The 11,651-nt window shown below is 57.9% G+C and carries 14 protein-coding genes and 1 pseudogene; 8 read left to right on the top strand and 7 right to left on the bottom strand.

Annotation, left to right across the window (positions count from 1 at the left end):
* Positions 1-194, top strand: a pseudogene (locus tag ACIOWA_RS04275) (IS4 family transposase); the annotation flags it as partial.
* A gap of 61 nt (positions 195-255) precedes the next feature.
* Here ACIOWA_RS04275 and ACIOWA_RS04270 read toward each other — a convergent pair.
* Genes ACIOWA_RS04270 through ACIOWA_RS04260 form a run of 3 tightly spaced genes read right to left on the bottom strand, consistent with a single transcriptional unit; the run spans position 256 to position 2,518 of the window.
* Positions 256-735: a YbaK/prolyl-tRNA synthetase associated domain-containing protein gene (locus ACIOWA_RS04270; RefSeq protein WP_339433099.1), complete on the bottom strand. Its 480-nt coding sequence runs from the start codon at positions 733-735 to the stop codon at positions 256-258.
* Positions 736-751: 16 nt separating this feature from the next.
* Positions 752-1,510 carry a sulfite exporter TauE/SafE family protein gene (locus ACIOWA_RS04265; protein ID WP_401158389.1) on the bottom strand — a complete coding sequence of 253 codons (759 nt, stop codon included), beginning with the start codon at positions 1,508-1,510 and terminating at the stop codon, positions 752-754.
* A gap of 3 nt (positions 1,511-1,513) precedes the next feature.
* The gene (locus ACIOWA_RS04260; protein ID WP_339433101.1) at positions 1,514-2,518 is read right to left on the bottom strand and encodes a TauD/TfdA family dioxygenase; all 1,005 of its coding nucleotides are present in this window, start codon (positions 2,516-2,518) and stop codon (positions 1,514-1,516) included.
* Between the two features lie 190 nt (positions 2,519-2,708).
* Between ACIOWA_RS04260 and ACIOWA_RS04255 the strand changes: the two genes are divergently transcribed.
* Positions 2,709-3,641, top strand: coding sequence for a LysR family transcriptional regulator (locus ACIOWA_RS04255; protein ID WP_401158387.1), 933 nt, complete (start codon positions 2,709-2,711; stop codon positions 3,639-3,641).
* A gap of 412 nt (positions 3,642-4,053) precedes the next feature.
* Here ACIOWA_RS04255 and ACIOWA_RS04250 read toward each other — a convergent pair whose 3' ends face one another.
* Positions 4,054-5,160, bottom strand: coding sequence for a DNA alkylation repair protein (locus ACIOWA_RS04250; RefSeq protein WP_339507916.1), 1,107 nt, complete (start codon positions 5,158-5,160; stop codon positions 4,054-4,056).
* A 2-nt stretch (positions 5,161-5,162) separates the two neighbouring features.
* Complete coding sequence (locus tag ACIOWA_RS04245) at positions 5,163-5,768, bottom strand: glutathione S-transferase (protein ID WP_339465947.1); 606 nt, start codon at positions 5,766-5,768, stop codon at positions 5,163-5,165.
* A gap of 505 nt (positions 5,769-6,273) precedes the next feature.
* Here ACIOWA_RS04245 and ACIOWA_RS04240 point away from each other — a divergent pair.
* From ACIOWA_RS04240 to ACIOWA_RS04230, 3 genes are all read left to right on the top strand, one after another.
* Positions 6,274-6,678 (top strand): TraR/DksA C4-type zinc finger protein, encoded by a 405-nt coding sequence (locus ACIOWA_RS04240; RefSeq protein ID WP_221729599.1) that lies wholly within the window; start codon positions 6,274-6,276, stop codon positions 6,676-6,678.
* Positions 6,679-6,895: 217 nt separating this feature from the next.
* Positions 6,896-8,500, top strand: coding sequence for a methyl-accepting chemotaxis protein (locus tag ACIOWA_RS04235; protein WP_401158384.1), 1,605 nt, complete (start codon positions 6,896-6,898; stop codon positions 8,498-8,500).
* Positions 8,501-8,613: 113 nt separating this feature from the next.
* Entirely contained in the window at positions 8,614-8,817 is a 204-nt protein-coding gene (locus ACIOWA_RS04230; RefSeq protein ID WP_339433106.1) for a hypothetical protein, read from the top strand.
* A gap of 6 nt (positions 8,818-8,823) precedes the next feature.
* Here the strand turns inward: ACIOWA_RS04230 and ACIOWA_RS04225 are convergent, their stop codons facing one another.
* Positions 8,824-9,060, bottom strand: a complete 237-nt coding sequence (locus ACIOWA_RS04225) for a DUF2789 domain-containing protein (protein WP_339433107.1) — start codon at positions 9,058-9,060, stop codon at positions 8,824-8,826.
* A 49-nt stretch (positions 9,061-9,109) separates the two neighbouring features.
* Positions 9,110-9,325 (bottom strand): hypothetical protein, encoded by a 216-nt coding sequence (locus ACIOWA_RS04220; protein WP_339433175.1) that lies wholly within the window; start codon positions 9,323-9,325, stop codon positions 9,110-9,112.
* Positions 9,326-9,809: 484 nt separating this feature from the next.
* On the opposite strand from ACIOWA_RS04220, the gene ACIOWA_RS04215 reads away from it, so the two are divergent.
* From ACIOWA_RS04215 to ACIOWA_RS04205, 3 genes are all read left to right on the top strand, one after another.
* The gene (locus ACIOWA_RS04215) at positions 9,810-10,259 is read left to right on the top strand and encodes a hypothetical protein (RefSeq protein WP_401158382.1); all 450 of its coding nucleotides are present in this window, start codon (positions 9,810-9,812) and stop codon (positions 10,257-10,259) included.
* A gap of 8 nt (positions 10,260-10,267) precedes the next feature.
* Positions 10,268-10,459 carry a hypothetical protein gene (locus tag ACIOWA_RS04210; RefSeq protein ID WP_339433176.1) on the top strand — a complete coding sequence of 64 codons (192 nt, stop codon included), beginning with the start codon at positions 10,268-10,270 and terminating at the stop codon, positions 10,457-10,459.
* Between the two features lie 134 nt (positions 10,460-10,593).
* Positions 10,594-11,610, top strand: coding sequence for an ABC transporter substrate-binding protein (locus ACIOWA_RS04205; protein ID WP_221729605.1), 1,017 nt, complete (start codon positions 10,594-10,596; stop codon positions 11,608-11,610).
* Positions 11,611-11,651: the final 41 nt, after the last annotated feature.

Below are 11,651 nucleotides of genomic sequence, written 5' to 3'. Positions count from 1 at the left end.
TTCAGGCTCGCCAAATTAACTTGGAGCGGCGATATCAAAGCAACAGTCTCAGAGAACGACGAGTGCTTTCATTGTGGCGGCTTGGCCTGGAATACTGGCGTAGATGCATAGAGTTCGGAGGCAGCGGAGACTGGGAAAAATTGGAGAAAGCTCTGCGCGATGAGGTGCATCATCAGGCGCAGAGCCTGGAGTAGATTTGTGGGGATCCCTCAGAATCCGTCCCCTTTTTTTTGTGGCGCATGTGAAAACGTTTGCTCAGGCCTGGCTGATATCCAGCAATCGAGGCATGGCAATCGCCAGATAATCCTGCGTATCGAGCACCATCGACGCATCCAGCCGCCCCGCGTTGAAGGCTATTTCAGCGTAGCCTTTAGTCAAGGCTGGATCGACGATCAATTGAATTCGCTCATCGAAGACAAAAGGCGGGATGGCGCCGATCCGGCACCCGGTCAGTTCCATGGCCGTTTCGGCCTTCACCAACTCGGCTTTTTTGCCGCCCAGGGCCGCTCCGACTTTCTTCATGTCCAGCTTCTGGTCGCCCGGCAGGATCACCAGTGCATAGGGGCCGGCCTGCCCCTTGAGGGAGCAAAGCATGGCCTTCGCGCCTTGGCCGGGCTCGGTGCCACGGATTTCGGCGACGCGCGCCGACTGGCCCTCGGCATCGTGTATCAACACCCGGTAGGAGGCTGAGCGGGCATCGAGCAGTGCCACGAGGCGATCGAACATGGGATGCATGCGGTTTTCCTCTGGTTTACAGGAACAGGTCGTAGGACAGTTTGCTGATCAGAATCACCAGCAACACCAAGAAGAGAGCCCGGACAAAGGGCACGCCCTTATGAACCGCCAGCCAGGTGCCGGTGAGCGCGCCCAGGATGTTGAATGCCGCCATGGGGATTGCGATCAGGTAGAGCACGTTACCCGTCGGAATGAAGAACATCAGTGCCGCTACGTTGGTCGCGATATTCACCAGCTTGGCTGATGCCGAGGCATGGAGAAAGTCGAAGGCGAAGCAGCGGATAAACAGGAAGATCAGGAAGCTGCCAGTGCCGGGACCGAACAGACCATCGTAGAAACCGATGGCGCCACCGATGACGAACGCCAGCAGTTTTTCCTTGGTACCGATGCGCATGGGTTTGTGCAGGGCGCCGAAATCTTTTTTCCAGAAGGTGTAGATCGCCATCAGTACGATCAACACCAGCACCGCCGGCCGGATCATCGACTGGGGTACGAACGACACCGTGGCGGCTCCGAAGAAGGCCATGACAAAAGCCGCGCAGGCGGCGGGGATCACAAGGCCCCAGTCGATTACCACCTTGCGCACGAAGGACCGGGCCGCGAATGCGGTGCCGCAGGCGGCCGCGACCTTATTGGTACCCAGCAGCGCCGCCGGTTGAGCGGTGGGTAGCACGTTGAATAACGCCGGAATCTGGATCAGTCCGCCGCCGCCCACCGCCGCATCGATCAGACCGGCGGCGAAGGCGAACACGCAAAGGATGACAATATCGACCATGAATCAGGCTCTTACGATGTAGGGTTGATGAGGGTTCAGCGGCACCACGCGTGCCGGATCATTGACCCCGAAGACGCGCAACATCCAGCGATCACGGCCGTCGTAGCGGGGGGTGAAACCATCCCGGGCATGCAGGGTTTGCTGGTTCTTGAAGATCAGCATGTCGCCTGGTTGCAGCAGTATGTGGTGCACGACATCGGGATGATTGGCGGCGGCGGCGAACAGTTGGAGGGCAAACTTCGCATTGGCGCAGGTCGTTTCGACACTCGCTTTGTTGTAGCGGCAATACAGGCCATCGGTTGCGCTTCTGTACAGCAAGGGGACGTTTTCCAGCACATTCCCCTGTTTGCCGAAAGAAGCCGGCCGGCGAACGGTGAATTTCTGCCGTGACAATTCTTCTTCGACCCAGGTCGGCAGAATGGCCAGCACCTCGTCAATGGCGACGATGCGCGTCGGCACGTCGAGCTCGCAGCGCAGGCCGGTCAGGGACAGGTACTCCGGACAGGCCGACAACTGCGAGACGGGTTCGCAGGTCAAAGGCAGGTGTGGGTTGTCGACATGCATGCCCAGATCCGCGCGCGAGCCATAGGAGCTCTTTTCGGTCTCTCGCTTTTGCTTGGGCGAAACGTGACGGAACACGGTGTCGTGGCTTTCACCCTCGTACGCCAGCGGACGGGTTTGCAGAATTTGCAGCACGGACAAAATAGCCGAGGCCAGAGTCGACACGTTCTCGATACCCGGCTCCAGGTCGTAGGGCGTGGCGGGCAGTTGCGGGTCCAGAGGCAGCCCCCTGAGGATCATCGCCACGTCTCGGGCCTGTGGAAAATTGCGTAGCTGCTGGATTTTCTCGGTGCACAAGACTCTTTCCAGCAACTGCCCCAGGACCGGCATGTGACGGATACCCGAGGCGCTATCGGTCACGTCCAGCGATGCCAGACCGGTCTGAAGTGTGCGTTGTTCTTCGAGCGACAGATGAATTTGCGGTATCTCGCGTCGAATCGAAGTCACTGATTTTTTTTCCAGCCATTCATGAATGACTTCATCAACACAAGCTGCAGCTTTCCCGATTTCTTTATCCAGCTTCGACACGTCCTTGCGCTCCTGTTTGCCCCATCCTTGTAAGTTGAACGGGAAGGTTAACGGAAGGGCCTTTTTTGTGTTGCAATGCCGCGTTGTGAAAAATGCAATGAGGTGGAGAGTGGCATTGAATATGTTGGGGGAACTTGAAGCCTTCGCGACCGTGGCTCGCAAGCGCAGCTTCGTCGCCGCGGCACGGACCCTGGGACGTTCCCCCAGCGCACTGACCCGGGCCGTTCAGGCCCTGGAGGAAAGTGTGGGGCTCAAGTTGTTCAATCGCTCGTCCAATGCCGTGAGCTTGACCGAAGCGGGTGAATGCTTATTGCCCCACGCGTACAAAATGCTCGATCTGCAACGTGAGGTGGATGAAGACCTGGCCGGTCTCAGCGGCCTGGCCTCCGGCTGGATCCGTTTTTCCGCCCCCGAGTTGCTCGGAAACGGGGTATTGCCCCGGTTGATCGCGCAATACTGCGAGCGTTATCCCGACGTAAACATCGATGTGATTTTCACCGATGAGATCATCGACCCGGCCAAGAGCAAGCTGGACTTCTCGATTCGCGGCGCGTTTCCACAATCCAGCGAATTGATCGGCTTTGCGCTCTGGCGTTACTCACGTTATTTGTATGCCAGCCCCTACTACCTGGAGCGCAACGGCATGCCCGACTCCATCGAGGCACTGGAGTCGCATTCGCTGATCCTGCACACGGCGCCACGGATTCTCAAGGAGTGGAATTTTCGCAGTGAGGAGCAGGCCATCAGCTTTCGGGTTCATCCCAAATTTCGTTTCAGCTCCGGTCTGGCGGTATTCCAGGCAGCCCTGGCGGGCGTCGGGATCGCCCGCCTGGCGGATTGGATGGCGGAGCCCGAAGTGGAAGCGGGGCGCCTGCTGCGGGTTTGTCCCGAGTACAAGCTCACCTCCAGCAGCGGTGAGAGCCCACAGATGCACGCGGTGTACCCGCCCGGAAATTTGCCGCTGCGGGTGAAGGCATTGATGGAGATGATCCGTGGCTTAGGTGAAAGCCTCGAATGTAAACGCGGCGCAGCGCTGATATGAGGTTACGGGTCGTTCAGCCCTGTCCGCTCACTCTGCCGTTGATCAGAAACCCACCCAGGGCTAACGCAGACGAGCATCGACAAGATGCTGCGCCGAGGATTTTGTATTAGGGCTTCATTGGCGCGGTGGTGACTATCGACGCCAGCAATGGGTGAAACGCAGGAAGACGCCGCGCCCATGTCAGTGCAGCCCCTGACGGCGCGCAATTGTCCAAACACCCAGGCCCCCTGCGGGGTGCGAGCCTGCTCGCGATGGCGTCGTGTCAGCCAACATCAATGGAAGCGCTGGCCTCATCGCGAGCACACTGGATTCTTGATGTTTGCCGGACCACATCATGAGCGCCTGGCCGATATCTGCCCGTCATTTCAAACCTGTTCAACCTTTGTCAGATCCACTGAATCCTTTTGAGGCTTCATCCAGCGATGATGTTGAACGCGGTAGTTGCCAACACCTCCCCATTAACCATCACCCGAACCGCATGCACCCCAGCGAAATGCTTGCGCGTCGTAAAATCCTTCATCACCTGTCTGCGCCCCACAACCACACTCTCAAACCCCGCCAATACCAACGTCTTCAACTTAAAAACCTTAGCCGAAACCCCGCCATTCGCCTTCACATAGTCAATCGCATAATCAATCACCAACCGCTGCTCTTCCAGCACCGTGGACTTCACCGTAAACGACAACGTAATCGCTTCCCCCAGTCGCACTACTGCCGGCTCGATCTTCACATCCAGCAACTCAACCTCAGGCTTCGCACCCGCACCAATCACTGTCAGCGCCCGCAAATTCCCCTGCTTGATCAAGCTGCGCAACGCATGCTTGGCAATCCACGCCGTGTGTTTGTTTGCCAGTGACCACCCTTCAATCACATCCAGCACCCACTCTGGATGTTCCTTGGTCACGTCATTCAAATGATTCGCCACGGATTTGCGCACGTACAAGCTCTCATCCGCCTTCAACCGGTCCAGTATCCCGGCGGCCAATTGCGGATCAGCCTGCACCGTTTCCAGCCTGAACGACCATGGCAGGCGCGGGCGGCTGCCTTCGCTGGCGAGGCGGCGGACGTGGTGGTTTTCGCTCTGGGTCCAGTCGTGCATCAGTTCCAGCGTGCGCTCCAGGTCGCTGCGCAGAAAGTGGCGGATGGCGAATTCGGAGGAGCCGAAGGTGGTGAAGTACTTAAGGGCCTCCATGGAGGTATCGAATGCGTGAGCGCCGTAGCTGGCGACGTAATGCGGCAGGCACATGCTGACGAATCCGCTGTTCAGCCGTGGGGCGAGTTCGCGCAGGACCTGGAGGGAATCTTCGTAGTCCAGTGGCAGCACGGTGTGCAGGCTTTCGCTGACGCGGGCCATGCGTTGCATGACGGACAGGTCTGCGAGTCCGTCGCTGGCGTGCTTGAGAAAAGCTTTGGTTTTGAACGCTGGGTACACGGCGCTCATTTCGGTGGCAATGTGTTTCAAACGTTCGGCGTTGAAGATTTCCTTGAGGGCCGGCGCAGCATTTTCAGTTGCACTCATGATCAGTTCATCGGCGAGCTGACGAACGCTTCAAGCGTTTCAGCGTAGGCGGTGTATTGGGCGATATGGCGATAGCGCGCAACATCAATCTGGTCCGGCACGACAAGATCAGTGAAACTCCAGGCGACGGCGAGGCTGATGCCGGCCTGGCTGAGGGTGCCGTCGGTGGGCAGGCCGTGTTTTTCGAGTTCGTGTTCCAGGGCGGTGAAGGCAGCGGCGAGTTGGCCTTCGACGCGTTCGACCCATGGTTGGTACTGGATGTCGGCTGGGCGCAGGTTGCGTTCGTAATAGAGTTGCACGGCTTTTTCGCAGGCGGCGAGGCTGAGGCCGATCAGGCGCAGGGCGTGGGCGCGTTGCTTGAGGTCGGAGGGCAGCAGGCTTTTGCCGGCGGCGGTTTCGAGGTAGTCGAGGATGAGGGTCGAGTCCATGAGGACGACGCCGTCGTCGAGGATCAGGGTGGGGGCCTTGACCACCGGGTTGATCTGCTGGAATTGCTCGAAGTGGCGGAACACCGAGACTGACTCGTGTTCGAGGTCGATCCCCAGGCGTTTGGCGCTGATCGCCACGCGGCGCACGTAGGGGGAGTCGAGCATACCGATCAATTTCATGACGCGTTCCTTCAAGTCGAACCGGTGAGGTAGGCATAACCTAGCTGAGCCTGAGGGAAATGTCAGGTGTCGAAAACGGCTTGTTCGTGAATTCAGTCGACATTCAATTGCGGCGCAACGGTGGCGGTCGCCAAACCCTTGCGAATGCTGGCTGTGCGCGGTCTCAAGGTCGCTCTGAATAAAAGCGCTGGCCTGCCGATAGCCTTTGGTCGCAGGTCGTCGATAGCCGTTTGTCTTCTATATACAGCCGCTCGACTGAATTTCTTGCTATAAACGCACTCCGATGACCGTTGTGAAGCCTGTGTGAGTGCAGATTCCGGGCGTTGTCGGACAAATTCCCTGTATTTACAGTTGCTGAGGCCTCATTCGGGCCTTAGACTGCCGCCCCTCGTAAATTGAGTGCCGGGTGGCGTTTGCAATAAACGATGCCTTTTCGTCGACCGGACACGGTTCGCCGGAACGCTCCCTAATTCGCCTTAATGCACGTTTTTTTATAGAGATATCAATGACAAAGGACAAGTTGCTGGCCATGCCGGCAGATGACTACATGAATGAAGAGCAACACGCTTTCTTCAGTGAGCTGTTGCAGAACATGAAAGTCGAAACCCATGAGCGCATTGAGCAAAACCGTATCGCTATCGAAAGCCTGGACACCCCGGCCGACCCGGCGGACGCGGCTTCGGTTGAAGAAGAGCGCACTTGGCTGGTAAACGCAATCGATCGCGACCAGCGCATGCTGCCTCAACTGGAACAAGCCCTTGAGCGTATCAAGGAAGACAGCTTTGGCTGGTGCGACGACAGCGGCGAGGCCATCGGTCTGAAACGCCTGCTGATCAGTCCGACCACCAAATACTGCATCGAAGCTCAAGAACGTCACGAGCAGATCGACAAGCACCAGCGTCAGGCCTGATTTCCCAGGCACTGCCATCGCGGGCAAGCCCGCTCCCACAAGGTTTTGCATTGAACCTGTGGGAGCGGGCTTGCCCGCGACGCTTTTTATCGTCCGCCATATTTCCCTGCCGTTCCATTGACCTGCTGCAGACCCCACGACTAACGGACCATAGATAATGGCGTTGTAGTGGCGTTTAATGCAGTCACAATAATGAGAACAAGCGTGGGGTGTTGATATGACGAGAGATGGATCTCTGGTTGGGGCTTTGCCTGCACCAGTGCTTTTGCCGAAGAACCGCTGGATCGCACCGACCTTGCAAAGCATCGCCCTGATGTTGTTGCTCGCCGGTATGACCTTGGGTGGAGGGTCGCTGTACGTCGGCATGCCGCTGGCGGTACTGATTGTCTGGCTGCCGCGCTTGCGCGTCCGAGCCGTTCCCGCTGCACTGCCTGCCGACACCGGCAGCGCCATTTCCGAACTGACCCGCGATCTTTCCTACACCACCAGCCATAACGCCTTGTCGGCAGCCGGCGTCGCGTTTTCGGTCAAGGCGTTGGCGAGCAAACTGGAATCGCAACTCGATGCAGCGGCGCGGATTGTCAGTAATGCTGAGGTGATGATCGCCACCGAGCACGCCACTTCGCAGCTCAGCCGCGAAGCGCTGGCGGCGGCCAGCGAGGCGCATCACAGCAGTGCGGCGGGGCGAACCGAATTGGTCGACTCGATTTCGCGCATGCATCAGCTCAGTCAGCGCGCCAACGCCAGCCGTGAATTGATCGAGGCCTTGAGCCTGCGCAGCGATGATATTCAGCGAGTGACGTTGGTGATTCAGTCGATTGCCAGCCAGACCAATCTGTTGGCGTTGAACGCAGCAATTGAAGCGGCGCGAGCCGGCGAGCATGGTCGCGGTTTCGCGGTCGTGGCGGATGAGGTGCGTGGGCTGGCGGCGCGCACGGCGTCGGCGACGGGCGAAGTCGGTGAGATGGTCGCGGACATTCAGCAACGTACCGCTCAGGTGGTGGATCAGATCCGCGAACTGTCGAGTGATCTGCACACGGGCGTCGAACAGGTCGAGCACACCGGCCAGCATCTGGAAAATATCGCGCGCTTGGCGGCGGGAGTGGAAAGTCAGGTCGGTGAGATCGCACGCGGCGCAGAGACCAATCGCGAACAACTCGACAGCCTGTTCAAGGCCATTGAGCAGATGCGCAGCGATCTGGCGATCAGCGATCAACAGACCCGTCACCTCGCCGAAGCGGCAGTGCAGATGGAAGGGCAGGCGGAAACCATCAGCGAGCGTCTGGCCGAAGTCGGCCTGGATGATTATCACCAGCGTATTTATGACCTGGCGCGTGAAGGGGCGAGCCAGATTGCGGCGCGGTTCGAGGCGGACGTCGAGCAGGGGCTGATCAGTCTTGAGGATCTTTTCGACCGTCAGTATCAGGCGATTGCGAATACTCAACCGGCTAAGTATCAGACCCGATTCGACCGTTATACCGATCAGGTGCTGCCGGCGATTCAGGAGCCATTACTGCCGCGTCATGAAGGGCTGGTGTTTGCCATCGCCTGCACGCAGCAGGGTTATGTGCCGACACACAATCAGGCGTTCAGTCAGCCGTTGACCGGGGATGCACAGGTTGATGCGGTGAATAATCGCACCAAACGCAAGTTTGCCGACCGCACCGGGATACGCTGCGGCAGCCATCAGCAACCGGTGTTGCTGCAAACCTATACGCGGGACACTGGCGAGCTGATGCACGACTTGTCGGTGCCGATCATGATCAAGGGGCGGCATTGGGGCGGTTTGCGTTTGGGCTATAAGCCGGAAAGTCCGCGCTGATTGATTGTTGCGATTGATGCAATGAATCTGTGCACGGGCGTCGCTGTTTCCTGCGCAGTGAAATCATTAACATGCCGACTTGGTTAGGTTGCTAATGAAGTCGGGAGGTCTGCATGCCCTGCAGAATTGATGTCGCCGTGATGATCGGCAGTGGCGTGCCCGCCGCGTTGCGTGCGATGGGTCAAAGCGTTTGCTGGGTGGTGTTGCTTGACGGTGAGCGACGCGGCACCGCGTTTGCCAGCCGCGATGAGGCCGAGGAGTGCAGGGCTGCGTGGCTCGCGCAGTTAAAGGCCGAGCCTGGCGACAGCCTGCATTGATCAGGGTTAGTTGCCGTCGTGCAAACGTACGTTGAGCTCGTCGACCACAACGGCTTCTTCGCCGTCGTTGCGCAGCCATTCCTTGAGCAGTTGTGCTTGTGATGGCGTCCAGAAATCGGCGTCGATCAGCTTGGTTTCGGCGTCCAGTGGATGGGCTTCGATGAAATCGTCGATTGCTGTGCCTTCTGAGGGCAGTCCCAGTTGATCGAACAGGGTTTTCAGATCATAGGTCGGCAAGTCCATCGTGTACTCCTTCTGATTGGCGCCGGGATGGCGCAGTCGATCACTTCCTTTATCTGAGGCAGTCGTTGTCCAGGAGTTCGATTTGGATTTCGAGCGAGCGGGCGAGGGCGCAGGCTTCATTGTGATCTTCGCGGAAACCTCTTACGCGTCCGGTGGATTTTTCCTTGATGTGGAAAAAGGCGTTGCCCGCCGGCACCACTTGAAAGCGCGGAGCATGATCGTTTTGTGCGTGTTCCGGCAGATCGTTCATCGCGGCGACATGCATGATCAGAGTTGATTTGAGTCGGGCGTCAGCGGGCATGGCGAAGTGAGTCAGAGTGCACATGTGAAGTCCTTTTCATCAGTTGGCCGATATTTACAGGCCGTTTCGGGTAGTCGTAATGAGCATCGCTGCTCTAGAATCGCCAGTACCTGTTGACGATGGGGCTTATCTAAAGCAATTTTTCGCGAGCGATATGTCGGAAAACTGCTTTTTTTCGTGAGAATTTTCCCTAAAGTTTGTAGTCGGCGTTCTCTGGCCGACGGTAAGGATTATTCCTTCAAGCTTTGGCGACATCGGGGTGAGTTTCGCGAGTGACAATCCAGTAGTCTTACGAAACCTCGCGTTGGATGAGCGGTCTGCTCTGTTCGAGCTTTTATTAGAGTCATTTGGCGGTTCCATCGGCCTGGCCGTTTTTTCGCCGTGCGCGTTTTCCGTGTGCGGTTTTTTCAGATCTGGGGATGTTTCTTTGGCAGTCAGTAATCTCGATATGCATGCTTTGTTCGTGTTGGGTGATTTGCGTGCGAAGCTGGTCAAGCTGTTTCAGTCGCGTTTTGTTTACATCACCGAGCAAAATGCCGAAGGCATTTACGTTGCCGAAATCGACACCGACAGTGCGTTGGTGGTCGATGACAAACCGGGGCTCAAGCTCAAGGTCGGCGATCATTTCAGCGCATCGGTCCTGCCCAGCCGCGAAGGCGGCAAGATGGATATCCGCTTTCGCGAAATCAAACTGACGGTCTATGGGCTTGGCGATTACGCCTTCGTCGACACTGCCGATGGCCACGCGATCCTGTTCAAGGAAGGTCACAGCGTGGTGACCGTGTTCGCCGCCAATGAGCAGTTGCAGGAAGGCCTGACCAAGACTCTGAAAGCCGTTACTGCCAAAGCCGCGAAGTGGCGCAAGGGCGAACTGGTGATGTTCAAGGCCAGCGAGTGATCGGTGGATTGAGCCGCGCCGACTTCCACGCGCAGAACCTCGAAAGCGCACGCGAAGAGGCCCGGCGTTTGTTTGCTGCCAAGGCCGAGTTGCAAGGTGCGTGGCTGGGTTGGGTGGCGTCGCAGATTTACACGTTGCGCCCGGCGGAATACGCGAGCATGGTCAGACGCGAGCTGCAAAGTTTGCAGGGAAATGTCTGAAACCTGACATCGTTCGGGGCTTGGCCCTGAAAAAGCAGGAACCTCGGCTAAAGTCAGTTGACTGAGTATTCAGAGGCTTGCGGTCTTCTGTCAGGCCATTCCGCCATTGCTGTGAACAGCACGAGGTGCAATGCATGAACGGATTTCGACGGTTATTGGCTGCCAGTGTGGCCACATTCGGTTTGCTGACGTCAGCGCAGTCGGTGATGGCGGCACCCGCGCCGATCCATTTTGCCGACCTGAACTGGGAAAGCGGCAGCCTGATCACGGATGTTCTGCGCATCATCGTCGAGAAGGGGTACGGACTGCCGACTGACACATTGCCGGGTACCACCATCACCCTGGAAACCGCGCTGGCCAACAATGACATTCAAGTGATTGGCGAAGAGTGGGCGGGGCGCAGTCCAGTGTGGGTCAAGGCTGAGGCCGAAGGTAAAGTCGTGAGCCTGGGCGATACGGTCAAGGGGGCGACCGAAGGCTGGTGGGTGCCTGAGTACGTGATCAAGGGTGATCCGGCCAAGGGCATCAAGCCGCTGGCGCCGGACTTGCGCAGTGTCAATGATCTGGCCAAATACAAAGACGTGTTCAAGGACCCGGAAAGCCCGAGCAAGGGGCGTTTCCTTAACAGCCCGATCGGCTGGACGTCTGAGGTGGTCAACAAACAGAAGCTGACGGCTTACGGCTTGCAGGATGACTACACCAATTTCCGCAGTGGCTCGGGGGCGGCGCTGGATGCTGAGATCAGCTCCTCGATTCGTCGCGGTAAACCGGTGTTGTTTTATTACTGGTCGCCGACGCCGTTGCTGGGCAAATTCAAACTGGTACAACTGCAAGAGCCGCCGTTCGATGCCGAGGCGTGGAAGACGTTGACCGATGCCGATAATCCCAATCCGAAACCGACCCGCTCACTGGCGTCGAAGCTGTCGATTGGCGTGTCTACGCCATTTCAGAAACAGTATCCGCAGATCGCCGAGTTCTTCAGCAAAGTGGATTTTCCGATTGGGCCGTTGAACAAGGCATTAGCGCAAATGAGCGAGAACCACACCGCGCCGCGTCAGGCAGCGGAAGCGTTTATGAAGGCGCATCCGGATGTGTGGCAGGCCTGGTTGCCGAAGGATGTGGCGGATAAGGTCTCGGCTGATCTGAAATAAGGGTTGAGCCTGCTGGCCTCAACGCGAGCCAGTCCACTCCC

This window comes from Pseudomonas sp. NPDC087614 (genome assembly GCF_044743485.1).
In the GTDB taxonomy this organism is placed as follows: Bacteria; Pseudomonadota; Gammaproteobacteria; order Pseudomonadales; family Pseudomonadaceae; genus Aquipseudomonas; species Aquipseudomonas baetica_A.
The sequence above is the reverse complement of the archived record's forward strand: the minus strand, read 5'-3'. Positions and strand labels throughout refer to the sequence as shown.

What these genes read in the sequence shown, in the direction of transcription:
- ACIOWA_RS04270 (WP_339433099.1), bottom strand. Translation starts at nt 735, where the DNA reads ATGCATCCCATGTTCGATCGCCTCGTGGCACTGCTCGATGCCCGCTCA.
- ACIOWA_RS04265 (WP_401158389.1), bottom strand. Translation starts at nt 1,510, where the DNA reads ATGGTCGATATTGTCATCCTTTGCGTGTTCGCCTTCGCCGCCGGTCTG.
- ACIOWA_RS04250 (WP_339507916.1), bottom strand. Translation starts at nt 5,160, where the DNA reads ATGAGTGCAACTGAAAATGCTGCGCCGGCCCTCAAGGAAATCTTCAAC.
- ACIOWA_RS04245 (WP_339465947.1), bottom strand. Translation starts at nt 5,768, where the DNA reads ATGAAATTGATCGGTATGCTCGACTCCCCCTACGTGCGCCGCGTGGCG.
- ACIOWA_RS04240 (WP_221729599.1), top strand. Translation starts at nt 6,274, where the DNA reads ATGACAAAGGACAAGTTGCTGGCCATGCCGGCAGATGACTACATGAAT.
- ACIOWA_RS04235 (WP_401158384.1), top strand. Translation starts at nt 6,896, where the DNA reads ATGACGAGAGATGGATCTCTGGTTGGGGCTTTGCCTGCACCAGTGCTT.
- ACIOWA_RS04230 (WP_339433106.1), top strand. Translation starts at nt 8,614, where the DNA reads ATGCCCTGCAGAATTGATGTCGCCGTGATGATCGGCAGTGGCGTGCCC.
- ACIOWA_RS04225 (WP_339433107.1), bottom strand. Translation starts at nt 9,060, where the DNA reads ATGGACTTGCCGACCTATGATCTGAAAACCCTGTTCGATCAACTGGGA.
- ACIOWA_RS04220 (WP_339433175.1), bottom strand. Translation starts at nt 9,325, where the DNA reads ATGCATGTCGCCGCGATGAACGATCTGCCGGAACACGCACAAAACGAT.
- ACIOWA_RS04215 (WP_401158382.1), top strand. Translation starts at nt 9,810, where the DNA reads ATGCATGCTTTGTTCGTGTTGGGTGATTTGCGTGCGAAGCTGGTCAAG.
- ACIOWA_RS04205 (WP_221729605.1), top strand. Translation starts at nt 10,594, where the DNA reads ATGAACGGATTTCGACGGTTATTGGCTGCCAGTGTGGCCACATTCGGT.